We start from the raw sequence: 23,026 nt of genomic DNA, 5'->3' as shown, positions 1-23,026 counted from the left end.
CCGAATCTGCGACGTTCCGCCGGCTGCGCAGGCAGCGACGGGCGTGGCGTTGAACGAGGGGACGCGACGGCCCCGCACGGCACTCAGGGAAACCCAAAATGCCCCAGCACACCGAAAACATGGCTTCGCTGCGCGAGATCCTGAGCGGCCTGACCCGCGAGACCGCGTGGCCAGCCAAGAATGAGATCAGCCGGGAGATCGACATCGCGCTGTCTCATGTGACGTGGTCGCCTGCCCTCGGCGCGGCGGCGACGGACACGGCGGCGCGCTGCTTCGAGGCGCTGCAGATCGTCAGCCGCGCGTCCTCCGATGACGCCAAGCGGGCCGCCGCCATTCAGGACAGCCTCGCTGCGATCGACGAACTGCAGCGCGTGCTCGACGCGGCGGAGCCGGTTGTGCGCTCCGAATAGCCTGCTGGATGACGACAGGGAGTGTTGTCAGAGACCTCACCCTCGCCGTCATCCCGGACGCAGCGAAGCGGAGATCCGGGATCCATCCAGCCGTGCAATCGGGAGGCAAACCGCCCAAGGCCCGGGCTGAATGGATCCCCGCCTTCGCGGGGATGACGGGGAGTGCGCGGCCAGATTGAGAGCCATCCACCGATGTTGCGTCTGCCCTCACCCGGTCAGCCGGCCGCCATTGTTGCGGCCGCTGTTGCGCGCGTAGCCGAGGGCGAAATCGTTGCCTGGCATGTGCGGAAATCCGCGAAAATTCAGCGCGTTGGCGAATTTCTCTCGACAGGTTCCGAAACGCTTGTCGCAGCCGGCGGTCACGGTGAAGCCGTCGCCCGGGGCGATCGGCGCCGTCATCGCGCTCCAGAGCTCGATCCGCCGCTCGCCCGGCTCCGTGCGGTCCGCCTTGACGACGGCTCGGCGGCCGGCATTGGCGCCGCTGGTCCAGTGGACGACGCCGCGCTCGAACCAGCCGGCGGCGAAGCCGTCGAGGCCAGCGATGCCGAAGCGCCGCCCGTCCGAAGTGGCCACCACCGTGCCGTTGCCACGAAACGCGGGATTGTCGAGATCGACCTTGCAGCGCCCGTCCCCGAGATCGGCATCGCAGACGGCGCGGAACACCCGGCCCTGCGGCTCGTCGAGCGCCGCCGCGATGCCCCGGATCTCGACCCGGAACGCGCCATCCTCGCGCAGCACCTCGCCGATATGGCCGACCCGGAGCAGCAGCCGCTCTTCCGGCGCCGCCCAGTTGACGAGAAAGGTCTCGATCCTGGCATGATCGAAGGCGCCGGCCGCGAGTTCCGCCTCCGACAACCGGTCGGAGATCAGCGCGCCGGCGACCTCCATGCCGCCCGTCACCATGCCGGTCTCGGCGCTCGCCTCGCTGGCCGAAAGCCCCGTCGCGGCCTCGAAGGTGACGCCGTCGAAGACGATGTCGCGGTCATGGTCGGTGAACCCCAGCACGACGCCGTCGCGCCGGGTCAGCCGCCAGACATGGCATGTCGTCGAGGCGTCGCCGGAAAGATGCGCGGCGAGCGCCGCCGGGACAGCCCTCATGGTCGGATCTCCACGATCGGGATCGACGGGATCTCGCCCGCCTCGAAGGCCGCGAGGTTGATCACCAGCTGGTCGGTATCGAAGCGCACCGGCACGTCGAAGCGGAAGCCAGCCGTGACGACGGCGCTTTCCGCCGGCGCCTCGGCGAGCGTCACGAGCCCGGTCGCGGGGTCGACGGCGAAATTCCCCGCCGCCAGCTCGATGCCGTCGACCGCGACCAGAACCGTGCCGTCGACCGGCTTGGCGATCCCACGCGCATAGGGCGCATGCAGGCCGCCATAGGTCTTCTTCAACGCAAACACCGTCGTCGCGCCGTCGCCGATGCCGAGGCGTTGGTCGGTCGCGGCCGGCTCGGTGCCCGGCGGCGCGGAGCCATCGTCGGCGCGGTCGCGCCAGCGGAAGCCGAACAGCTTGCCGCGCCGCTCCTCGAAGAAGGCGATCACCTCGTGGAGATCGGCGAGCGAGCGCACGCCATAGCCGGCGTCGTAGCGGCGGCGCGATTCCGCCCAGCGGGCATTTCGCCGCTCGCCGCCGGAGCCGAGCGTCACCACCTCGGTGCGCCGCTCCGGCCCGCCGGAGGAGCCGAAGGCGATGTTGGTCGGGAAGCGGATCTCGTGAAAGGCGGGGATCAGCGGCATCAAAGCCCCCTTCTGCCGCGCCCGACGGCGCGGGCGAGCGTCGCGGCAACATGCGCCTCGGATTTGCGGAACGAGGCGGCGTCCGGCGTCTGGATGGCGATGTTGACGGTAACCGGCGCGCCGCCAGCGCCCGAAACGCCGAGCCGGCCGTCGGGTCCGCGCGACAAGGGCATCACGGCTTCCGCCCCCGCCTCGCCCATCAGGCCGAGCCCGCCGGACAAGGGAAAATAGGTCGGGCTGGCGACGACGCCGCCCTTGGCGAACGGCTTGACCCCGCCCAGCCCGCCGAGCGAGCCGACGAGCCCCGACAGCAGGCCACCGATGCCGCTTTCGATCGGTTTCAGCGCGGCGTTCAGCGCCATGGTCGAGAAGCGCAGCGCCAGGCCCTTCAGGATGTCGTCGAATTCCTTGCCGCCGACGACGGCGTCGCGAAACGCCCGGCTGATCGTGCCGGAAAACCCGTCCGCCTGCTTGGCCAGGCCATCCAGCGAGGCGGTGAAGGCGGAGGTGTCGGCGGTGATGCGGACGGAGAGTTCGTCGATCGGTGTGGTCATGTGACCTCCAGCTTTCGCGCGGCGCTGACAGGCGCCCTATTCCTTCAGTTCAACATCGAACCCGGCCATCATCCTGAGGTGCTTCGCGTCAGAGAAGCCTCGAAGGAGGGTCCAGTGGAGCTCCGAGACGCCTGAGGCCATTCGAACCGGCAGCGGCCAAAGGGAGCCTTCTGGACCCTCCTTCGAGGCCCGGCTGCGCCGGGCATCGAAGGATGATGGCTGAGTGCCCTCAGCGCTCCGTCTGCGCCTGATCCGGATACCGCCGCGACAGATCTTCAAACGTGGCGCGGTTCATCGGCGCGGGCGTCCTCCCGGTCAGGCCCTCGATCGCGGCGGCGAGCTCGCGCGGCGTCAGCGCCCAGAATTCGCGGCTCGAGAGCTTCAGCACCCCAAACCCGATCGCCATCGCCTCGCGCCAGGGAAAGGGCTGGGTCTCTCCGCCTGAAGGAAGCAAGACCCTCACCCCAGCCCTCTCCCGTTTCTCGGGAGAGGGAGTTGGCCGAGCCTCGGACGACGGGGCCAACCGAGGTTCGGGGGGCGAGACTTCCCTTCCATTCGACGCTCCCATTCCAGGCGAATGGCGCCGCAATGGATGAAGCCCGCCGTTCGCCCCCTCGCCCGCTTGCGGGAGAGGGTTGGGGTGAGGGTCTGTCGTCACCCCCCGCTCCCGCCGAACGTCGCGCCCAGCAGTTCCGAGACGATTCCAGCAAAGCCGGCCGCGCCGTGCTCGGCGCGCATGGCGGCGACCTGGTGGTCGTCGATCACAGCCCCCGCACCGCGCAGGCCCGCGCCGAGGACGCGGATCGCGTCGCGCGCCGAGAGCCTGCCCTCGCCGAAGCGCTTCGCGAGCGCCGAAAGATCCTCGGCTCCGAAGGCCGCCTCCAGTTCCGCCAGCGCGCCGAGCGTCAGGCAGAGCACATGCGGTTTGCCATCGAGCACGGCCTCGATCTCGCCGCGATGCCGGTTCGCCATCACGCCGCCGCCGTGAAGCTGACGAGGCCGGCCGATTCCAGCGCGATCTCGTAGGTGACGGCGCCGTCATGCTCGCCGGCATAATCGAGCGCGGTGAGCTGGAACGGTCCGGATAGCGTGCCGAAATCCGGCACGATCAGCTGGAAGTCGCGGATCGCGCCGTCGAAGAACAGCGTGCGGATCGCGGCGTCGGTCGCGGCATCGCGAAAGATGCCGGAGCCGGAGACGCTGGCGCGACGCACGCCGGCGCCGGCCAGCAGTTCGCGCCAGCGGCCGGCCGAGTCCGTGTCGGTGATATCGACCGTCTCCGCGTTCAGCGCGAAGCGCCGCGTGCGCATGCCGGCGACGGTCGCGAACGCGCCGGATCCGGTGGTGTCGATCTTCAGGAGCAGATCCTTGCCCTTCTGCGCGGTCATCCTCTATCCCCTTGTGATGGTTGATCGTGTTTCGCCGGGAGCTCGCCGATGCCTGCTGTCGAAGTCGTCCGCGCTAGGGAAAGCGACATCCCCTTCCTCGTCGCGACCGAGCGGCGGCCGGGCTACGAGGCGCTCGTCGGCCGCTGGGAGGCGGAGCAGCACCTTCAGGCGATGACGGAGCCGCGCTATGCCTATTTTCTCGCCCGCGCCGTTTACGGAAACGGCGAGGCGGAGCCGCTCGGCTTCGCGCTGCTGCGCGACTGGGACGCGCCGGAGCGGTCGACGCTGCTGAAGCGGATCGCCGTCGCCGAACCGGGTCGGGGTTTCGGCAAGGCGCTGCTCAACGGCGTGATCGACCGCGTCTTCACCGAGACGCGGGCGCACCGGCTGTCGCTCGGCCTGTTCCCGCATAATCTGCGCGCCCGCCGCGCCTATGAATCCGTCGGCTTCCAGGCCGAAGGCGTTTCTCGCGGCAGCGCGTTCATTGGCGGCGAGCACCATGACGAGCTGGTGATGGCGATCCTGCGGCCCGACTGGCTGGCGAAACGGAGCTAATCTTCAACCAACGCCGCGACCCGCACGACGCCGTGCTCGGTCAGCCCGTCCGGATCGAGGCGAACCTCGGCGAAGGTGACGCGCAGCAGCACCAGCGCATGCGCCTCGAGCGAAAGCGGCGCGTCGTGCAGCAGGCGCATCAGATGACCGATAACAGTCCAGGCCTCGCGCTTGCCCACGCCGCGCGACCAGACATGCAGGCTGAGCCGAACCTCGCCGCCCGCCTCGTTGTCGCTCGACCAGTCGGCCTGTCCCGTCTCGCCGAAGGTCACGGAGGGAAAGGCGGCGGCGCGCGGTGCGCTGTCATGGATACGGTCGCCGACCAGTGCGGCGAGATCCGCGTCGGCGAGTAGATGGGCGACGACCGCCGCCTGCAGTTCGAGCGCCGCGATCATCGCGATCTCCTCTTCAGGCTGGATATCGCCGGGCCGATGACGGGATCGGCGGCAGCGTCGAGCGCGCCGAATTCGCGGGCGAACAGGTTTTCGCCGATGAGGGTGACGTCGACGGAGAGGCCGGAGCCGGCAGATCCGACGCTGAACGATGGGGCACCGCTTTCACCTCTCCCAGAGGGAGAGGTCGACGGCGTAGCCGGCGGGCGAGGGGTTGCGCCCTCACCGATAAGGCCTGAACCCCTCACCCGGCCCTGCGGGCCGACCTCTCCCCGTGGGAGAGGTGAAAGATCCGTTGGCATCTCATCCAGCGCCGCCCGCAGTCGGCCGGCATTGCGCTGCAGCGCCTCGGAAATCGCCGGCGGGACCGCCTTCTTCAGCGCTGCGGCGAGCGCCGCGCCGGTGAGCGCCCGCGCGTTCATGCCCGTTCCTCCGCAGATTCGAGAACGAGAAAGCGCCGCGTCTCGTCCGGATCGCGCCAGGCAGCGATCCGCAACACACGGCCGCGATGCGCGATCCGCATGCCGCCCTCGAGATCGGTGCGAAAGCGGATCCGGATCCGGTGCGTGACGCGGGTCGAAAGCCGGTCGGCGGCAAAGCTCTCGTCGGCCACGACGGGCTCGATCGCCGCCCAGAGGGTGGCGACGGGCTCCCAGGCGATGGTCGCGCCGCCGGCGCCGTCCGCCGTGCGAACGGCACGCTCGAGGACGACGCGGCTCGAGAGTTGGCCGGGGTCGAAGCCGGTCACAGCGAGCGCACCCGGTAGGGCGCGACCAGCGCCTCGAAGCCGAGCGGCGCGACGTCGCCGGCCTGGTCGAAGCCGACGGCGCCGCGATGCTCGTACCAGTGCGCGACGAGCATCAGGATCGCCTGCCGCAGCGGCGCCGGCACCGCGAGGCTGGTCACGCCATAGCCGGCGTTGACGTCGATCTCGATGCCGTTGTCATAGAGTGCCACGGCCGGCTTCAGCCTCGCCACGATGCGCGGCGGCAGGCGGGCGGCGTCGACGCGGTAGTCCGCCGGGTCGAGGACATGCGCCGCGCCGACGACGTCGTAGAGCGTGACACTCTCGACCGAGATCAGCGGCGCGATGGGCAGCTCGATGGCGCGGCCGGACGGCCATTCATCAAGATAGATCCGCCAGGATTGCGCGATCAGCTTACGCCTCGTCTCGCTCTCGACATGGGTGCGCGCCGCCACAATCGCGGCGGCGATCAGATCGTCCTCCGCCGTGCCGTCGACGCGCAGATGCGCCTTGACGTCGGCGAGCGACACCGGCTCGGTCGCCGGCCCGGAAACGAGCGCTGCGGTCATGATGGCTCCTGGATGGGAATGAATTGGATGGAGCGGCGCCGGCGGGAGGCCAGGCGCCGCTCCCGGCGAGCCCCGGCGGGAGGGGGACCGGGGTCGGCCGTTTCGAGTTCGATTCCCTCCCCCTTGTGGGGAGGGTTAGGGAGGGGGTGCCACCTGCGAAGTCTCAGGCGGTTCTCAGCCGGCTAATCTCCACATTCGGCGCCGGTACCCCCAACCCCGCCCTCCCCACAGGGGGGAGGGAGAAGAGGGCGCCAGCCCCACGCTCGCCGTCATCCCGGGCGGAGACCCGGGATCCATGCAGCCGTGGCATCGGGAAGCGAAACCTCCCGGCAACCCCGCTGCATGGATCCTCGCCTTCGCGAGGATGACGGCGGAGGGGGTGACGTCGGACGGAGCCTCACAGGGCCACTCCCTCCCCCTGCGGGGAGGGAGAAGATCGTGGCGCCCTGCTGCCCACACGCTCGCCGTCATCCCGGGCGGAGACCCGGGATCCATTCAGCCGTGGCGCGGGGAGGTTCACGCGGGCAACGCTTCGGCTGCATGGATCCTCGCCTTCGCGAGGATGACGACAGAGCCCCGCAGCCCTAGCTCGTGCCGAACTTCAGCAGCTTGATGGCGTCAAAGTCCTGGACGCCGCCGCCGACGCGCTTGGTGGTGTAGAAGAGGACGTAGGGCTTGGCGGAATAGGGATCGCGCAGCACACGGACGCCGAGGCGGTCGACGACGAGGTAGCCGCGTTTGAAATCGCCGAAGGCGAGCGACAGCGAATTGGCGCCGATGTCGGGCATGTCCTCGGCCTCTGTGACCGGGAAGCCCAGCAGCGACGCCTCGCCGCCCGCCACCGCCGCGGGCTGCCAGAGATAATGGCCGTCGGCGTCCTTCAGCTTGCGGATCGAAGCCTGGGTGCGGCGGTTCAGGACGAAGCGGGCATTGGCGCGATAGCCGGCCTTCAGCGTGTAGATCAGGTCGACCAGCACGTCGGACGGATTGCTGGAGGGCAGCGCGCCCGAGGTGCCCGTCACGACATAGCCGAGCTTGCCCCAGACCCAGCTCGCCTCGGCGGCGGTCGCATAGGCGAGGAAGCCCTTCGGCTTGTTGCTGCCGTCGCCGGAGACAAAGGCGGTGCCCTCCTGCGCCGCGAAGGCGCCCTCCACCTCGGCGGCGATCCAGTCGTCGATGTTGACGGCCGAGTCGTCGAGGAGCGCCGCGGTCGCCGCCGGCATGGCGTAGAGCTCCATCGCCGGGAAATCGAGCGCGGCGATGGTGGGCGACGCCGTCTGCGGGCGCGCATCGGTCTCGCCGGCCCAGCCGACCGCCGGCCCGGCGGTCATGAAGGGCTTGCGATAGGTGCCGGAAGAGACCTGGCGGACATCGGCGATGGCGCGGATCGGCGAGATCGCGGCGAGGCGCTTGCCGATTTCCGTCTCCGTCTCGATCGGCACGAGATAGCCACCATCGGCGTTGGAGCCTGCCGAGAGCGCCTTCTGCTCCAGCCGACGGAAGCCGTCCTCGTCGCCGCCGCGCACATAGCTCTCGAAGGCCTGCTTGTGCTCGGAAGGCCGGGCCGGCCCGCGCTCGGCCGAGAGCGGCGGACGGCGGCCCTTCAGCGTCAGCTCGTCCAGCGCCTTGTTGATGCGGTCGAGCTTGTCGGTGGTGACGACGTCGGCCGTGAGCTTGGTCTCGATCTCGGCGAGCCGCTCGTCATTGGTGTCCTTGAACGCCTCGAAGGCGCGCATGAAATCATCAAAAGCGGCGGAAACGTCGCCGCTCTCGGCGGCTTTCGCTTCGGGGGCGGCGGAGTGGGTCTCGGTCATCGCGTTGTCCTTATGGGGTGGAGGGAGCGGGCAGCCCGGCGCATCCGCGCCGCCAAGCCGGTGGTCTTCACGGTCGAAACGCGGGCGTCGGGCTGCATCGGGAAGGTGACGACCGAGATCTCCCAGAGATCGATCTCGATCAGCTTGCGGATTCCGGCCGTGCGGTCGGCGCGGGCCTTGACGGTCTTGAAGCCGATCGAGAGCCCGTCGAGCGCGCCGGCCCGCATCAGGCTCGCCACCTCGCGGCCGCGCGCCACGTCGGGCATGAGGCGGCCGCGCACGAACAGGCCGCGCGGGTCCTCGCGGATCTCCATCCAGACGCCGATCGGCTCGGCCGGATCGTGCTGGTAGAGCATGCGGATGCCGCCGGCGCTCCGGTTCGCCAGCGAGCGGCGAAACGCGCCCGGCATGACGAGATCGCCGGAAAGGTCGGCCGTGCCGAACAGGCTAGCATAGCCGGAAAAGACCCCTTCGCCATCGATGCCGGAAAGGTCGGCGGCGGCGAACTTGGTCTCGAGGGCGGGCGTCTGCGGGATGGCCATGCGGTCTCCTTCGCGGCGAGCGCCGCGGGAAAGGGAGTCGGATCAAGGGGTTGGAACGGACGGCTCAGCCCTGGCCGGCCTCGCGCGAAATCAGGCGCTCCAGCGCGCCCACGAAATCGCGAAACACCTGCCGGTGGTCCGGCGCGATCCGCCGGAGCATGCGGTTCAACATCGCGGTCATTTCGGCACTGTCTCCAGTTTGCGCAGAGGGAGGGAGAAGAATGGCAGGAGCCTCCCTTGGCGCCTCCTCAGGCTCGCCGTCATCCCTGCGAAAGCAGGGATCCATCTTCACGCCGCGCAAGCCTCCGCGGTTGGGCGCCCCGGGGCGGCATGGATCCCTGCTTTCGCAGGGATGACGATGGAGGGTGTGACGTCGGATGCTACTTACTTACAGGCGATGCGGATCGCCGCGCTCATCCAGCGCACCCGGCCTCATTGCCTCAGTCTGGTGTTGAGGGAGAAGTTGGCCGCCGCCCCGAAATACCCCAATCCCAGAATCCCTTACCGGCGATCATTGAAGAACCGATTCAGCCGGGCGATTTCGGCGACGAAGTCGTTGAAGCGGCGGTTGGAATTGGCGAGTTCCTTCAGCGCCCAGACCAGGAGGCCGCTGGCGCCCGAGGCCCAGAGGAAGAGCGCGAGATGCGCGAGGTCGCCGCGTTCGGCGAAGCTGCGGGTCACGTCGTCCACCGCTCCTCTCCTTCCTCGTCTCTATCCTCGTTTCCTTGCCCCGCCGCGCCATAGCCGACCGCCTGGCGCTTCTCGTCGCGGGTGAGAAAATCGGCGGCGCCGACCCTTGCCCAGAGCGCGGCGCGATCGGCCGAAAGCGCCTCGACGGCGTCAGTGTCGAAGCCGAGGCGCGGCGCGCCCGGATAATGCGGCGACAGCCAGGCGGTGAGCGCGTCGGCGGTGCGGCTAACCAGCGGCAGCACCGTCTGGCGCCAGAACACCCGGTTCGCCTCGGCATAATTGGAAAAGGTGTTGTCGCCGGGAATGCCGAGCAGCATCGGCGGCACGCCGAAGGCGAGCGCGATCTCGCGCGCCGCGCCGTTCTTGGCTTCGATGAAATCCATGTCGTGCGGGGTGAGCGCCATCGACGTCCAGTCGAGCCCGCCTTCCAGCAGCAGCGGCCGCCCGGCATTGACCGCGCCGGTATAGTTCGCCTCCAGCTCGCGCTTCAGCCGCTCGAACTGCTCCTGGCTGAGATTGGCGCCGCCCTCGCCCTTGTAGACCAGCGCGCCGGAGGGCCGCGCCGCATTGTCGAGCAGCGCCTTGTTCCAGGCGCCGGCGGCGTTGTGCAGGTCGAGCGCGACCGCCGCCGCCTCCAGCGGCGCGAAGCCATAATGGTCGTCGAGCGGGTGAAACAGGCGGAGATGCAGGATCGGCGACAGGCCGTCCTCGATCGCGAAGCGCACCGACCGGCCGGCGACGGTGTATTCATACGCCTCCGGCCAGCCGTCCGCCCCCGGCACGACCTTCATCCGGTCGGGCCGCAGCGCATGCAGTTCCGCCGGTTCGGCCCCGAGCTGGACCAGTTCGGCATAGGCGTTGCCGGAAACGAGCAGGTTGGCGTAGAGCGTCGCCAGAAACGCCGAGCCGGACTGGCGGCCGTTCGGGCGGGAAACCAGCGCCAGCAAGGGATGGTCCGGCCGCTCGGCGTCGCCTTCATAGAGAAGAGGCGGCACCGAGGCGGCCGCTTCCGCGATCATCGACACGGCGCGATAGACGATGGCGTTCTTCATGAAGCCTTCGCGGGAGAGCGAGGCGAGGTCGCGCGCCGTCCAGGCGGGCCTGCCCTGCCCCTGCAGCGCGATCAGCGGACCGGCGCGCGATGCCTTCGCCTCGGGCACGGCGGCGCGACGCCCGCCCAAGAGACGGGAAAAGAGGCTCGGTTTCATGACGTCTCCGATCAAAGCTCACCGTCCGGAACCGCCGGAGGGCGGAAGCGGGGCAGCCTTCCCGAGCGGCCGGCTCCGGAACGACTTCCCGCCAGGCGACGAAATCGGGTTGCCGGCGCCCTTGCCATGCAACTCCGACACTGGCATCTACACGGCCAGGCAGCGCCAAACGGCGCGGCTGCCTCTTGCGTTCTCGTTCACCCAATGAACTATGGGCGCAGACACTGAAGACGAGGCTCGAACCAGAGCCCTCGCAACGCATTCCGGCCACAAGGCAACGCGCCACCAGGGGTCCATCCGGTGCTCGACTTCGCCTCGCTCCTCGTCGCCATCGGCTTCGCCACCGCGTTCCTCTCCGTCATCCTGTTCGCGGCCTGGAAGACGTCGCGCGGAGATGGCTTTCTCCTGACGTGCGCGATTGGCGCGGTGATGATTGCCGTCAGCGTCGGGTTTTCGACGCTCGACAGTTTCCACCCGTCGAACTGGGTGCTGGGCATCGCCTTCGCGTTGCTGCTCGGCGGCATCGCCAATCTCTACGGCAGCGCGACGCAGTTCCGGCTGGGCGGATCGCCCTGGCGGCGGATCGCGACTGCGAGCCTCGTCACCGCAATCCCGATGCTGCTGCCGCTTCTCTCCGGCTACAACGGCATCACCTATGCCGTCGGCTTCACGGGCTCGGCGGCGCTGCTTCTCATGACGTCGTATCAGTTCTGGCGGGCGCGCGAGCAGGCGCCGATGACGACGCTCGGCATCGCCTCGCTCTATCTGCTCGTCGGGCTTTCCTTTCTGCCGCGCGCGGTGCTGGTGCTGGTCCGCGACGGCATCGTGGTAACCGGGCCGCCGCGAAACTGGGCCCAGGATCTCTCCGTCATGCTGGTGATCGGCGCGATTCCGGCGCTCGGCGCCATGACGATGGCGCTGAGCCAGATCCGCACCGCCCAGGCGCACCGGCGCGAGGCGCTCACCGATCCGCTGACCGGGCTGATGAACCGCCGCGCCCTGTTCGAGACCCATGCCGGCGAGATGAAGCCGACCGACGTCACGCTCCTCTTCGACATCGACGAGTTCAAGTCGATCAACGACACGCACGGCCACGCCATGGGCGACCGGGTCATCTCGCTGTTCGCGGAGGCCCTGAAGGCGAACCTTCCGGCCAGCGCCTCGGCCGCGCGGATCGGCGGCGAGGAATTCGCTGTTATCCTGCAGGACGCGACGCTCGACCGCGCCATGCGCCATGCCGAGGCGGTGCGCGCCCGCTTCATCGCCCTGGTCGAGGCCGAAACGCGCCTGACCTGCACCGCCAGCGCCGGGCTCGCCGCCGGAGGACCGCAGGCGGCCAATATCGATCGCGTGCTCGCCGAGGCGGATCGCGCGCTCTACGAGGCGAAGCGCGGCGGCCGCAACCGGATCATCGCGGCGCGCCAGCCGGCCCGCGAAATCCTGCCGGACGACGCGGCAAGCTCTCCGGCAAACCCGGAACCCGTCCCGTCGGCCTGAGCGTCTGACCCGAAATGCCTGGATGAAGGCGACGGCGCTCCTTCACCTCTCCCATGGGGAGAGGTCGACGGCCGAAGGCCGGCGGGTGAGGGGTTGAGCCCTAACCGGATGGTTCCCTACCCCCTCACCCGGAGCTGCGCTCCGACCTCTCCCCATAGGAGAGGTGAAAAAGGTGTCCTCACGGCTCGAGCGCGAGGTCGACCTGCTTATGGTTCGTGAACAGGAGCGAGGGATGCAGTTCCTCGAGCCCGTCATAGGGATTTGCGTGAATGGCCAGGATCCAGAGGCTCACCGAAGCGGTCACCGCATAGATCGCCAGCGCCCGCCGCCCGGCCCTTGCCCGGTCGGCATGCGTCGCGGCCAGCGTGATCGCGGTCAGCAGCGTCAGGAACATCACCAGATACCATTTGTAGAAGTCGATCGACGTGTTGCCGACCGCGAGGCGAAGGTTCCGGGCCTCCTGCAGGTCGCTGAAATCACGGATCACCTGCGAGATCAGCGGCGACGGCGCGCCGCCCCGGGCGAGCAACGCGATCTCGCCGTGAATATCGTGCAGCGTCTTCTCGACATCGGGATCGGGCTCCACGTTCTTGCCCTGAAGCCACTCCTTGATCGCGACGTCCTTGCGGTAGGCGATCACGCCCTCGGCCAGGCGCTGGGAATCGAGGATATCCGGCTCGGCGCTGCGCAGCAGGCGCGAGATCGTCGAGCGTTCCATGCTCGTCGCCTCGTCCGCCTTCGAGTTCACCGCCCAGATGTCGGCGGCGATGAAGCCGAGCGAAAGCGCCCAGGCGGTGGCGATCGTTCCGAGAAAGGCCGGCTGCGGCATCGAGAAGATGTCATGCGACGCATGCCGCGACAGGCTGTAGAGCGCCAGCCTTCCGACCAGATAAAAGCCAATTCCAAAGACGGCAAACAAGAAGAACAGCATCTGCACCGAAAGCTGATAGACCGACTCCATCGATAGCGCCCCACTTGATCCATCCAGACCTGTCGAACTCCGGCGCTCTGAGCACAGGGTACTCCGCCGGAACGACGATAGTCTGACTCGTCCGGGGATTCGCCTCCCAAGACAAGCGAAGATCCTGCCTTCGGCCGGATTGACGCTCACATCGTCCGGATCCTCGGCTCACCCGGCGCGCGCAGCATCAGCGCCGCGAGCGCCCAGACCAGCGCGTCGAGACGGTCGGGCGAGCGGCCGTTGGGCAAGCCTTCCGGGCCGAAATCGGCCATCTCGTCCTCGAGCGCCGGGAACGTGCCGGCATGGCGTACGCGCCCCTGCGCATAGAGCGCCGCCACCGGCTCGGCCCGCAGATATTTGCCGCGAGTGGCGCGAACCGAGGTCACCGGCACGGCCGGATCGACCTCGTTGATGACGCTCGCCACCATGTCGCCGCCCTGGTTGACCTCCGCGACGAGCATGTCCGCGTCGAGCGCGCGATAGAGCCCGACCGCGGCCGCGGCCCAGGCGGCGGGCTTCACCTCGGCGAGGCTGCGATCGGCCAGCACATAGGCGATGCCGTCGGCAGCGAGACCGCAGGCGACGATACCGCAGGCATCCGCCCCCTTCCGCCGCGAGGCGGGCGGGTCGACGGCAACCGCGATGCGGACAAGCTCCGGCGGCGTCTCGACGCGCGCCGCCTCGATTTCATTCCGGCTCCAGAGCGCGTCGGCGCGATCCTCGATCCATTCGCCGTCGATCTCCTGCCGGCCGAGCCGCGTGCCGCGATAGCGCCCGACGACGCGCTCCAGAAACCCCGGCGCCAGATTGGCGAGATTGGCCGAGGTTCCGGCGCGGGTGATCACCGTCCGCTCGGCCGCGAGCAGCCGCTTCAGCAGCGGGATCGGACGCGGCGTCGTGGTGACGAGCTGGCGCGGCAGCGCGCCGAGGCGGAGGCCGAACTGCAGCATGTCCCAGCACGCCTCCGGATAGCGCCATTTGCCGAGCTCGTCCGCCCAGGCCGCCTCGAATTGCGGTCCGCGCAGGCTCTCGGGATCCTCCGACGAAAAGCAGAGCGCCACCGCGCCGTTCGGCCATTCGAGCCGCCGCCGCGACGGCTGCCAGTTGGGCCGCTCCCGGCGCGGATGCACGGAGAGCAGGCCGGAGACACCCTCGATCATCACGTCGCGGACATCGGCGAGCGTCTCGCCGACGAGCGCGATCCGCCCGACCGGCGCAGCCGCGAAGCTGGGACGGCCGGCCGCGAGGCCCCGGATCCATTCGGCGCCGGCGCGCGTCTTGCCGGCGCCGCGACCGCCGATCATCAGCCAGGTGAGCCAGTCGCCGTCGGGCGGAAACTGGTCGTCGCGGGCCCAAAAGTCCCAGTCGAGCTGGAACGCCTCGATCTCGTCAGGCCGAAGCTCCGCCAGCAGTCGCGTCGGCCGGAGGCCCCGCCGCGTCGAGCTGTTCCAGGCGCGCCTGAAGCCGCGCCCGGAGAGCCTCGATGTCGACGGGAGCGTCTCCAGCGGCATCGTCGGTCCCCTCGCGCAGCTTTCCCAGCGTCTCCAGCGTCCGCGCCAGCACGGAAAGCGTGCGGGCGTCCTTCTCGTCGACGCCGACCTCCCCGTTGGCGAAGCGGAGCTCCAGTTCGGCAACCTGCTTTTCGAAGGTACGATAGAGCCGCGCCACCAGCTTCTCCTCGGCCGCCTCATCCGGAAGCGGCGGCGCTTCGCCGGGCCTGAGCCAGCCATGCCGCGCCGCCTGTTTGGCCACCGAGACATGGCTGACGCCATGCTGCGCGGCGATCTCGCGCAAGCCCTGCGCCGTGGTCTCATAGGCGACGCGGACCGCAGCCCACTGGTCGAGGGTCAGTTCCGGCATTTTTGCTGCTGGCCTCGGTTGTGATGGGCGGACGGATCGCCAAACGTATGAGACGGCCCGCAAAACCTACGAAGAAGGGGCACGAACGAGCCCCACCCTCGCCGTCATCCCCGCGAAGGCGGGGATCCATACAGCCGCGCCATCGGGAAGCTCGCGCGGCAGAAAACCCGGCTGGATGGATCCCGGGTCAAGCCCGGGATGACGGCGAGGGTGTGGGAACCGGCGGAGCCAAGTCCTGAAAGCCATCCAACCCTCAGCCTCAGCCTCAGCCTATCCCCGAAACCGAAATCTGCCCCACACTCTCCACGGGAGATGCTTGTCGGCCCCACCCTCCCCGTCATCCCTGCGGAAGCAGGGATCCATACAGCCGCGCCATAGGGAGGCTCGCGCGGCTGGGAACCCGGCTGAATGGATCCCGGGTCAAGCCCGGGATGACGGCGAGGATGTGAGAGCCGGCAGAGCCAAGTCCTGAAAGGCGTCTACCGCGAGAGGCAAAAAAGGGCGTCGCAGAGGATTGCCGGGAAGCCTTCCCGTATCCCGCCGGACGCAACTCTTGGACGATGCCTGAACCCTACCGGAGCAGCGTCACGCTGTCAAGGATTATTTTCCTATCCGTTCGCGATGTCTTTCGCGGGCCGCCGGCGCTCCATCCCGTCGAAAGACAAGCGGATCCCGGCAATCCCTGGCTCCGCCCCGTTCCGGCGTTCAGTTGGCGGGCTGCTTTCCGATCCGGCCGAGATGGGTGAAGGCAAAGCCTTCCGGCAATTTCAGGCCGTAGCCGAGCATGCGGTCGAAACCGGCATGGGCCAGCCATAGCGCGCCAAGCGCCGCGCAGACCGGCAGCGACCCAAACAGGCCGACGGCGAGGATGGCGACGCCGAAACCGTAGATGTGGACCGTGTTGTAGACGACCGCGCCGACTTTCGGCCCCAGCAGATAGCCCAGGAAGCTGAGATCCGGAGCCAGGAAGAGCAACACCGCGAGCCACCAGGACAGGCCCACGTCGCCGTGCAGAAATATCAGGATGCCGGCGAGGAAGACGATCGCGCCTTCGGCCCTCTGCCACAGAACAGCCGTGCCCATTTCCGCTTCTCCGTATTCGGTCGTGTGTGCTCTAAAACAGGATCGGATCGTCCGCCATGGAGCCGGGTGTCGCACGAGGCTCAGGCCTGTGGGACGATGAAAAAACTAAAAAGTCCCTGGGAGGGGAAACCGATGAGCGATCTGCCGAGTTTCGATCTCACCGGCCGCACGGCCCTCGTCACCGGCGCGGCGCGCGGGCTGGGGCGAGCCACCGCGCTGGCGCTCGCAGCGGCCGGCGCCGACGTGGCGCTGGGCCTGCGCGATGTCGCCGCCGATGGCGGGCTGACGGCGGAAATCGAGGCGATGGGCCGCCGCGCCCTGCCGCTCGCGATGGACGTGCTCGACCTGAAGCAGGCCTGCTCCGCCATCGATACGGCGATCGCGCAGTTCGGCCATCTCGACATCCTGGTCAACAATGCCGGCGGCGGCACCGAGGGTCCGGTCGAGGACTTTCCGGAAGACGAGTTCGACTTCACCATCAACCTGAACGTCAAATCGACCTTCTTCCTGTCGCAGCATGCCGGCCGCCACATGATCGCGCGAAAGTCCGGCGCCATCATCAACATGGGCTCGCAGGCCGGCTCGATCGCGCTCCCCGGCGAGGCGATCTACTGCCTGAGCAAGGCGGCCGTCGGCCACATGACCAAGTGTTTCGCGGTCGAGTGGGGACAGCACAATGTCCGCGTCAACTGCGTCGCGCCGACCTTCATCCGCACCGACGGCACCGCCGAGGCGCTTTCCGATCCCGATTTCCGCGCCGACGTGCTCGACCGCATCGCCGCGCTGCACCGGATCGGCGAGCCGAAGGAGGTCTCGGGCGTCGTCGTCTTCCTCGCCTCCGACGCCGCCTCGATGATCACCGGCCAGACGATCCTGGTCGACGGCGGCTGGACGGCACGGTAGCGCTAAGGCGATCCCGCCGCCCCGGACGCCCCCGGCTCGTTCGCGTCAACGAGGCTCTTGCCGATGCCGCCGCGCAGGAGGTGTTCGAACGGCGCCGGCTCGAGCTTGCCAGGCGCCGCGAAGGGATTGCCGAAGGCGTAGATGAAGAACAGGATCACGCCGGAATAGATCGCGAAGATCCCGAGCAGGATCAGATTGCTGCGGCTCGGGCGATAGACGGAGAACGGCACGGCGAGCAGCGCCAGCCCGATCAGCGCCGGCGCCCAGAACAGGCTGCTGAAGCGGCCGATCGCCGTCGTCTCGCGCAGTTGGCGGAAGCCGGCGACGGCGGTGATCCGGTCGCGCATGCGGTTTGCCAGATAGCGCTCGCGGTCGGTCGTCGGCGTCAGGTCGAGCAGCTTCTGGTAGACGTCGTCCCATTCGGTCCAGGCCTGCGCCGACAGGCCCTCGCCGCGCCCGAGCTGGTCCCATTCCTGGTTGACGACGGTGTCGAGATAGCGCGCCAGCGTCTGCTGGACGGGCCCGACGATCGGCCCGCCATAGCGCCCGGCGTCGTGATAGACGTCGGAGATCGCCGTCGCCTCCTGGGTCAGCACGCTGCGGATGTCCTTGTAGTCGTCGAGCTCCTGCGCATAGACCAGCGCCAGGATGAGCCCGTGCAGCGCGGCGATCCGCACCGCGATCGAGCCCGCCGCCTCGAAGGTCTTGTCCGTTTCGACGCCGATATGCAGCAGCCGGCGGGCGAGGAAATAGCTGCCGAAGACGATGGTGAGCGCCACCGCCGCGAAGAGGACTGCAATCCCTGCCGAGGTCCAGTAGTCCGCCATGCGGGTACCTTCCCGTGCCGATGCCGCATCCAATCACAGTGCCGCCTCCGGCTCCAGCCCGGGGTAACGGCCCGCGCCTCAGCCCGGCTCGCGCCGCGACAAACACCAGCCCCTGCCGTGCAGCCAGCAGCTCGCCTCTTCGGCGTGCTCGTCGCGGCGCAGCGACCGGACCGGATCGCCGCCGTCCCGCGACAAGGCGCTCGCGAGGCGGCGGCCGATCGCCTCGTCGCGCGCGCCGACAAAGGCGATGAAAGCGGCGCCGCAGAGGAATTCGGCCGCATGCGCCGTCCCGGTGCGCCGCGTGACGAGCAGCATGGCGCCGGGGCCGAAGGCGGAGGTCATCGGGAACAGCAGCTGGCCGCCGGGCGCCAGCGCATCGAGCCAGAGCGCCAGCGGATGGGTGGCGCCGGCGCTGGCAACGACGAGATCCGCCTCCGGCAGCGCCATCTTCGCGCCGTCGCCGGCGACCACGCGAACCTGCGGCCAGAGCGAAAGCGCCTCGCGCGCCCGGGCGACGAGCCCGGCATCGATCTCGACCGCCGTGATCGGCGCGTCCGGCCCGACGGCTTCGGCGAGGATGGCGGTGTAATAGCCCGTGCCGCAGCCGAGATGGACGATCGTCATGCCGGGTCGAAGATCGAGCCGGTCAAACACCTGCGCCCAGAGGCTCGGCTGGCCGTTGTTGATGCCCCGCGCCCGATCGAGCGCCACCAGCACGTCCTGGTAAAGGGGGCGCGGATCGGGGCCCGTCACGGTCCAGAAATCGGCGAACTCGGACGGGTTCTTGATCCGCCACGGCGCGGGCCCGACGAAGCGCTCGCGCGGCACGGTGGCAAAGGCCTCGACCAGCGCCTCCGAGCGGAGGCCCGCCCGGCTCCGGAGATCCTCGGCATAAGCCCGCCGAGCCTCGGCGACCGCATCGGTCATGGCGTCCATCCTCGGGACGGAAGCCGCCATGTTGCGCCTCGGCCGGGGATGGGTAAAGCGGGGGCAAATCGCGATACGTTGGTGAAGAGGCGCTCGATCGTTCCGCGATTGCATTGAAACATCCGCTTCGACTCGCGGTAGTCTTGTATGTGATTCTCACCCGCAGTCAGCTGCCACGGAATGCCCATGCACGGACCAGAAATACTAACGCGGACGCTAACTCAACCAACTCGCCTAGATCGTTTCGGAAATCGATGGCAGTATCATTCGCGCAGCGACCACCACTCCAAAGTAGCGTGCTGGGGAATTGTATTCGATTTATTATCCACAAGTACAATTCTTCAAAAGCACGTAGCTAATGGAAAAGTATATTTCGGCATCAATCATGAGATGCGAGATTTCGTACACGATCGGAAGAAAAACCTAGACCTCGTACTATGTACGCGCGCCAGTGGCACTAGTCCCAATCCTCTCATGTCTTTGACAGAACTTGCAAAAGAGTATGGCCTCATACTCTCGGAAGCCGAACAAGCCCTGCTAATGACGCTACCGCCATTGATCCGCGCACCCGTCGGGAATGTCTTGATCGCACTGGAAGCAAAGGCCTGCATGACAGCGCATCAACGAGCTCTGCCACGCCTCTACGATGAGTTGAATTCGTCACACTTGACCGTGCACGGCGCAAACGAACAAGCGATCGCTGCAGGCTTTGCGATGGTCAACATAGCTAGCCAGTATTTGAGCCCCGACTTGAACAAAAAGAATCGAGCAACGGACCCCGAATGGAGTAAGCACGATCAGCCACGCGACGCCGGCCTGGCAATTGGAAAGATCCGTCAACTACCGAGGCGCTCAAAGACCGGCGACACTGGATATGATGCACTAGCGATTTCTGTTGTCGATTGTGTAAACGACGGATCTCCCGTTCGATTAGTTACCTCATCGCCTGCCCCGCAATCTGGAGACATCTATCACTATCAATCGATGATCGACCGATTAGGGCACATTTACGCTACGCGGTTCAAAGAGCTTTGAAAGCCTGAGCTTAATTCTCGCCTCGTCCGCGGTTTCGCACTCCCAGATCACCGCGACCCTAATTCCCATCGCGCGGAGTTTCACAATAGCGTCTGCATCTCGTCGACGGTTGCCCGAAAACTTCTCGATCCAGAAGTCGGTATTCGTCTTCGGGATGGAGCCCCTTTTACATCCGGTATGATGATGCCAAAAACATCCATTGACGAAAATCGCCCATGAGCGCCCTCGATTGGCGAAATCCGGCGAACCAGGAAGACTTTTGACATTGAGTCTATATGCGCTGCGCATCGACCGGAGCACCCGGCCAACGGCCAGCTCTGCGGACGTCCCGTTTTGCCGAACGCGCCTCATCAGCGCGCCTCGAACTGAACCCGTACGGTCCGACGTTGTCACTCTATAGCCATACCCTGCCGTTCTATTGATCTCTCAGACGGCCGGATGCCTGCTTCGGTCATCGACAAATGACTCCGCAACAATTCGAGAAAACCTGGAACGAAACGAAGCGTGCCGCGCTCCGTCCTTGAAAGAAACCCGCGTGTGGCGCGAGCGGACAGGGGCTTTCCTTCAAACCTCAGAAAAGCGGCAAGCGGCGAACGATCTTGCCATACAGGAAAGGATCCGATCTCAACGCGCATTCTCCGCTTACCATCAAAGCGCGCAGCTCGGGGCCAACGATCCCCCTCACTCAACTCGCGGTCGCGCTCGACCTCATAGTGCCCCGGAGCAGCCAACTGCGCACCTAGCCATTTGGCGACGGGGACCGTAACGGCATTTCCGATCAGAGACCACCGGAGAGCCTCGCGCCCTACGCTCCCGGCCGGCTCAGTCCAGCCGGCGTCAAAGCCCTGCAACCTTTCTGCGTCGCGAATATCAGGCGTTATCACGGCTCCATTCGGCAGCACGATCGCGGGGGGCGATGCGATCCCGACGGTCGAACCGTTCTTGAGCGGCGGAATCGCATCCTGCGCCCATCCCAATCCGCGTAGCCCCTCCGTCCAATAGAATCCATGGGCATGTGTCGAGAGGGAGACTTCAGCATTTCTCGGAACACTGTCGTCCATAAACAGGACGCCGGCTGGATCCACGTCGGATCGTGTGGCGACGAACAGGACGCGCTCTCTCCGCTGCGGCAGAAAAGCCAATGAATTCACAATACGATAAGCCCAACGATAGCCTCGCTCCTCGAAAGCCTCCACGAGCGTTTGCATCGCACGTCCGCGGTCGAGATGGAGCATAAACGACACATTCTCCAAAACGACCCAGGGCACTGGCTGCAAATCGAGAAGTCTGAAAACATGACCGACCAGACCGGAGCGCGCGCCTCTGATACCGGCGGTCATGCCTGCTTGGCTTAGGTCTTGGCAGGGAAACCCCGCGACGACTACGTCGGTTTCTCCCGGCAACCCCACTAGGTCCACGACGTCGGGCTCGATGGGCATTTCTGGAAATCGAGCTCGGAGTACCGCTTGGGCCGGGCTCCAACTTTCGCAAAGCAGCAAGGAATCGTGCCCCGCCGCAGCCATGCCGAGCTCCAGCCCACCAATTCCCGAGAAAAGCCCAGCAACCTTCATTTTCTCAGATACCTCATAAGCTCAAGAGACTTCCACTCGTCGAAACGACGGCAATTCGCCAACGATGTTCACATAATGTTCTCACGATGAAAAGAGAGCGAATCGAGAAAGACTGTACCCCCAATGAGGCAGCGGCGCCCCTTCAAGCTAAGCACAATTGATGCATTTAGGCGTGACGCCCCTCTCACATGAACCCCGCCACCGCATGCGGGACGTACGCGGCCTCCAGCGCGGCGATTTCGAAATCGTCGAGGCGGACGGAGAGCGCCGCCGCTGCGTCGTCGAGGTGATGCGGCTTGGTGGCGCCGACGATCGGCGCGGTGATGACCGATTTCGACAACACCCAGGCGAGCGCGATCTGCGCACGCGGCAGGCCGCGCTGGGCGGCGACGTGGGCGACCGCCTCGACCACCTCGCGGTCGGCGTCGGCGGTGCGGGCATAGAGCCCCTTGCCGAATTCGTCCGTCTCGGCGCGCGCCGTCTTCTCGTCCCAGTCGCGCGTCAGCCGGCCGCGCGCCAGCGGGCTCCACGGGATGACGCCGATGCCCTCGTCGGCGCAGAGCGGCAGCATCTCGCGCTCCTCCTCGCGGTAGAGCAAATTGACGTAGTTCTGCATCGAGACGAAGCGGGAGAGACCGAGCCGCTCCTGCGCGCCCAGCATCTTGGCAAACTGCCAGGCATGCATGGAGGAGGCGCCGATATAGCGCGCCTTGCCCGATTTCACGACCTCGTCGAGCGCCTCCAGCGTCTCCTCGATCGGCGTCTCGTAGTCGAAGCGGTGGATCTGGTAGAGATCGACATAATCGGTGCCGAGCCGGGTCAGGCTGGCGTCGATCTCCTGCAGGATGGCTTTTCGTGAGAGCCCGGCGCCGTTCGGGCCGGGGCGCATGCGGCCATGCACCTTGGTGGCGATCACCACCTCCTCGCGGCGCGTGAAATCCTTCAGCGCCTTGCCGACAATCTCCTCGCTGGTGCCGTCGGAATAGACATTCGCCGTATCGAAGAAATTGATGCCGAGATCGAGCGCCTTCTTGATGAAGGGCCGGCTCTCCGCCTCCGGCAGCGTCCAGGCATGGTTGCCGCGCGAGGGATCACCATAGCTCATGCAGCCGAGGCAGAGGCGGGAGACTTCGAGGCCCGTACGGCCGAGGCGGGTATAGTCCATGGCGTCCTCATTCGACGATCGGTCCGAACCGGCGCGACGCGCCGGGCGATGCCGTCAATGTGAACCATAAGGGGACTGTCGGCGAGCTACTTATGGTTTAGTCTTCCGGCAGGTCACATCCGGCTGACCGCGCCGGACCCTTCTGTATGTCGGGGGACTGGATGAGCAGCACGACTGGCATCGAAACCGTCGATCGACGCGGCGCGACATGGGGCGTCCGCCCGCTCGGCGCCTGGATCATGGCGCTGGCGGCGCTCGCCGGCCTGATCGTCTCGATCCTCAACTATTTCAATCGCGACAGCGGCATCGCCGGCGAGCCCGGCACCATCCTCGTCATCGTCTCGACGGCGATCCTGCTGGTGGCGGCGGTGATCCTCGCCCGCGCGCGGCCGGGGGCGTTCCTGCGCTGGTTCCTGGTCATCGGGTGTCTCGTCGACATCCTCGGCACCGGCTTCGCCGCCTATCTGCTCGAAAGCCAGGCCCTGCTGCTCCTCATGCTGGCCGCCCTCGTCGGCTGGATCCTGCACGTCGCCGGCCGGCGGAGCCGCTGACGACAGCGCAAACTCACCTCATCCGATGTCGAAGGGCCGAGAT

Annotated in this window: 29 protein-coding genes; 6 read left to right on the top strand and 23 right to left on the bottom strand. The window is 67.3% G+C overall.

Annotated elements, in window-relative coordinates:
* Positions 1-98: 98 nt before the first annotated feature.
* Positions 99-410 carry a hypothetical protein gene (locus tag K32_RS07140; protein WP_201403351.1) on the top strand — a complete coding sequence of 104 codons (312 nt, stop codon included), beginning with the start codon at positions 99-101 and terminating at the stop codon, positions 408-410.
* 207 nt (positions 411-617) lie between these two features.
* Here the strand turns inward: K32_RS07140 and K32_RS07135 are convergent, their stop codons facing one another.
* From K32_RS07135 to K32_RS07110, 6 genes are all read right to left on the bottom strand, one after another.
* A complete protein-coding gene (locus tag K32_RS07135) occupies positions 618-1,508 on the bottom strand; it encodes a DUF2163 domain-containing protein (RefSeq protein WP_201403350.1) in 891 nt (296 codons plus the stop codon).
* The gene (locus tag K32_RS07130; RefSeq protein ID WP_201403349.1) at positions 1,505-2,146 is read right to left on the bottom strand and encodes a DUF2460 domain-containing protein; all 642 of its coding nucleotides are present in this window, start codon (positions 2,144-2,146) and stop codon (positions 1,505-1,507) included. The genes K32_RS07135 and K32_RS07130 overlap by 4 nt, the downstream gene beginning before the upstream one ends.
* The gene (locus K32_RS07125; protein ID WP_201403348.1) at positions 2,146-2,700 is read right to left on the bottom strand and encodes a phage tail tape measure protein; all 555 of its coding nucleotides are present in this window, start codon (positions 2,698-2,700) and stop codon (positions 2,146-2,148) included. Before K32_RS07125 ends, K32_RS07130 begins: the two co-directional genes overlap by 1 nt.
* Before the next feature lie 229 nt (positions 2,701-2,929).
* The gene (locus tag K32_RS24950) at positions 2,930-3,106 is read right to left on the bottom strand and encodes a rcc01693 family protein (RefSeq protein WP_244669889.1); all 177 of its coding nucleotides are present in this window, start codon (positions 3,104-3,106) and stop codon (positions 2,930-2,932) included.
* Between the two features lie 248 nt (positions 3,107-3,354).
* Positions 3,355-3,672 (bottom strand): gene transfer agent family protein, encoded by a 318-nt coding sequence (locus tag K32_RS07115; RefSeq protein ID WP_201403347.1) that lies wholly within the window; start codon positions 3,670-3,672, stop codon positions 3,355-3,357.
* Complete coding sequence (locus K32_RS07110) at positions 3,672-4,088, bottom strand: phage major tail protein, TP901-1 family (protein ID WP_201403346.1); 417 nt, start codon at positions 4,086-4,088, stop codon at positions 3,672-3,674. The genes K32_RS07115 and K32_RS07110 overlap by 1 nt, the downstream gene beginning before the upstream one ends.
* A 48-nt stretch (positions 4,089-4,136) precedes the next feature.
* Between K32_RS07110 and K32_RS07105 the strand changes: the two genes are divergently transcribed.
* Entirely contained in the window at positions 4,137-4,643 is a 507-nt protein-coding gene (locus tag K32_RS07105; protein WP_201403345.1) for a GNAT family N-acetyltransferase, read from the top strand.
* Here K32_RS07105 and K32_RS07100 read toward each other — a convergent pair.
* The 8 genes from K32_RS07100 to K32_RS07065 form a co-directional block, all read right to left on the bottom strand.
* Positions 4,640-5,038, bottom strand: coding sequence for a DUF3168 domain-containing protein (locus K32_RS07100; RefSeq protein ID WP_201403344.1), 399 nt, complete (start codon positions 5,036-5,038; stop codon positions 4,640-4,642). The two genes, K32_RS07105 and K32_RS07100, sit on opposite strands and share 4 nt — an antisense overlap.
* A complete protein-coding gene (locus K32_RS07095) occupies positions 5,035-5,457 on the bottom strand; it encodes a hypothetical protein (RefSeq protein ID WP_201403343.1) in 423 nt (140 codons plus the stop codon). Before K32_RS07095 ends, K32_RS07100 begins: the two co-directional genes overlap by 4 nt.
* On the bottom strand, positions 5,454-5,783 hold the full coding sequence (locus K32_RS07090) for a phage head closure protein (protein ID WP_201403342.1): 330 nt from the start codon (positions 5,781-5,783) through the stop codon (positions 5,454-5,456). The genes K32_RS07095 and K32_RS07090 overlap by 4 nt, the downstream gene beginning before the upstream one ends.
* Complete coding sequence (locus K32_RS07085; RefSeq protein ID WP_201403341.1) at positions 5,780-6,349, bottom strand: head-tail connector protein; 570 nt, start codon at positions 6,347-6,349, stop codon at positions 5,780-5,782. Before K32_RS07085 ends, K32_RS07090 begins: the two co-directional genes overlap by 4 nt.
* A gap of 584 nt (positions 6,350-6,933) precedes the next feature.
* Positions 6,934-8,163: a phage major capsid protein gene (locus K32_RS07080; protein ID WP_201403340.1), complete on the bottom strand. Its 1,230-nt coding sequence runs from the start codon at positions 8,161-8,163 to the stop codon at positions 6,934-6,936.
* Entirely contained in the window at positions 8,160-8,705 is a 546-nt protein-coding gene (locus K32_RS07075) for an HK97 family phage prohead protease (RefSeq protein ID WP_201403339.1), read from the bottom strand. The genes K32_RS07080 and K32_RS07075 overlap by 4 nt, the downstream gene beginning before the upstream one ends.
* Before the next feature lie 501 nt (positions 8,706-9,206).
* Positions 9,207-9,395 carry a hypothetical protein gene (locus K32_RS07070; RefSeq protein ID WP_201403338.1) on the bottom strand — a complete coding sequence of 63 codons (189 nt, stop codon included), beginning with the start codon at positions 9,393-9,395 and terminating at the stop codon, positions 9,207-9,209.
* Positions 9,383-10,603, bottom strand: a complete 1,221-nt coding sequence (locus K32_RS07065; RefSeq protein WP_201403337.1) for a phage portal protein — start codon at positions 10,601-10,603, stop codon at positions 9,383-9,385. The genes K32_RS07070 and K32_RS07065 overlap by 13 nt, the downstream gene beginning before the upstream one ends.
* 300 nt (positions 10,604-10,903) lie before the next feature.
* Here K32_RS07065 and K32_RS07060 point away from each other — a divergent pair, with 300 nt between their 5' ends.
* Entirely contained in the window at positions 10,904-12,100 is a 1,197-nt protein-coding gene (locus tag K32_RS07060; protein WP_201403336.1) for a diguanylate cyclase, read from the top strand.
* Between the two features lie 178 nt (positions 12,101-12,278).
* Here K32_RS07060 and K32_RS07055 read toward each other — a convergent pair whose 3' ends face one another.
* From K32_RS07055 to K32_RS07040, 4 genes are all read right to left on the bottom strand, one after another.
* Complete coding sequence (locus K32_RS07055) at positions 12,279-13,061, bottom strand: hypothetical protein (RefSeq protein WP_201403335.1); 783 nt, start codon at positions 13,059-13,061, stop codon at positions 12,279-12,281.
* 146 nt (positions 13,062-13,207) lie between these two features.
* Complete coding sequence (locus tag K32_RS07050; RefSeq protein WP_244669969.1) at positions 13,208-14,566, bottom strand: DNA-packaging protein; 1,359 nt, start codon at positions 14,564-14,566, stop codon at positions 13,208-13,210.
* The gene (locus K32_RS07045; RefSeq protein WP_201403334.1) at positions 14,451-14,921 is read right to left on the bottom strand and encodes a hypothetical protein; all 471 of its coding nucleotides are present in this window, start codon (positions 14,919-14,921) and stop codon (positions 14,451-14,453) included. The genes K32_RS07050 and K32_RS07045 overlap by 116 nt, the downstream gene beginning before the upstream one ends.
* Positions 14,922-15,626: 705 nt before the next feature.
* The gene (locus K32_RS07040) at positions 15,627-16,004 is read right to left on the bottom strand and encodes a DUF4260 domain-containing protein (RefSeq protein WP_201403333.1); all 378 of its coding nucleotides are present in this window, start codon (positions 16,002-16,004) and stop codon (positions 15,627-15,629) included.
* Between the two features lie 132 nt (positions 16,005-16,136).
* On the opposite strand from K32_RS07040, the gene K32_RS07035 reads away from it, so the two are divergent.
* The gene (locus K32_RS07035; protein ID WP_201403332.1) at positions 16,137-16,907 is read left to right on the top strand and encodes an SDR family NAD(P)-dependent oxidoreductase; all 771 of its coding nucleotides are present in this window, start codon (positions 16,137-16,139) and stop codon (positions 16,905-16,907) included.
* A gap of 2 nt (positions 16,908-16,909) precedes the next feature.
* Here the strand turns inward: K32_RS07035 and K32_RS07030 are convergent, their stop codons facing one another.
* Both K32_RS07030 and K32_RS07025 read right to left on the bottom strand, forming a co-directional pair.
* Positions 16,910-17,734, bottom strand: a complete 825-nt coding sequence (locus tag K32_RS07030; RefSeq protein WP_201403331.1) for a DUF4239 domain-containing protein — start codon at positions 17,732-17,734, stop codon at positions 16,910-16,912.
* 78 nt (positions 17,735-17,812) lie between these two features.
* Positions 17,813-18,661, bottom strand: a complete 849-nt coding sequence (locus tag K32_RS07025; protein ID WP_201403330.1) for a protein-L-isoaspartate O-methyltransferase — start codon at positions 18,659-18,661, stop codon at positions 17,813-17,815.
* A 186-nt stretch (positions 18,662-18,847) separates the two neighbouring features.
* Between K32_RS07025 and K32_RS07020 the strand changes: the two genes are divergently transcribed.
* Entirely contained in the window at positions 18,848-19,696 is an 849-nt protein-coding gene (locus K32_RS07020; RefSeq protein WP_201403329.1) for a hypothetical protein, read from the top strand.
* Here K32_RS07020 and K32_RS07015 read toward each other — a convergent pair.
* From K32_RS07015 to K32_RS07005, 3 genes are all read right to left on the bottom strand, one after another.
* Complete coding sequence (locus K32_RS07015) at positions 19,658-20,047, bottom strand: very short patch repair endonuclease (protein ID WP_201403328.1); 390 nt, start codon at positions 20,045-20,047, stop codon at positions 19,658-19,660. The genes K32_RS07020 and K32_RS07015 overlap by 39 nt on opposite strands.
* Positions 20,048-20,085: 38 nt before the next feature.
* Positions 20,086-21,219, bottom strand: a complete 1,134-nt coding sequence (locus tag K32_RS07010) for a DNA cytosine methyltransferase (RefSeq protein ID WP_244669968.1) — start codon at positions 21,217-21,219, stop codon at positions 20,086-20,088.
* 232 nt (positions 21,220-21,451) lie between these two features.
* Positions 21,452-22,432 carry an aldo/keto reductase gene (locus K32_RS07005; RefSeq protein ID WP_201403326.1) on the bottom strand — a complete coding sequence of 327 codons (981 nt, stop codon included), beginning with the start codon at positions 22,430-22,432 and terminating at the stop codon, positions 21,452-21,454.
* A gap of 161 nt (positions 22,433-22,593) precedes the next feature.
* Between K32_RS07005 and K32_RS07000 the strand changes: the two genes are divergently transcribed.
* Positions 22,594-22,983, top strand: a complete 390-nt coding sequence (locus K32_RS07000) for a hypothetical protein (RefSeq protein ID WP_201403325.1) — start codon at positions 22,594-22,596, stop codon at positions 22,981-22,983.
* The last annotated feature ends 43 nt before the right edge of the window (positions 22,984-23,026 follow it).

This window comes from Kaistia sp. 32K (assembly GCF_016629525.1).
GTDB lineage: Bacteria > Pseudomonadota > Alphaproteobacteria > Rhizobiales > Kaistiaceae > Kaistia.
Note: the sequence above shows the minus strand (reverse complement) of the source record. Positions and strands in the feature narration are given on the sequence as shown.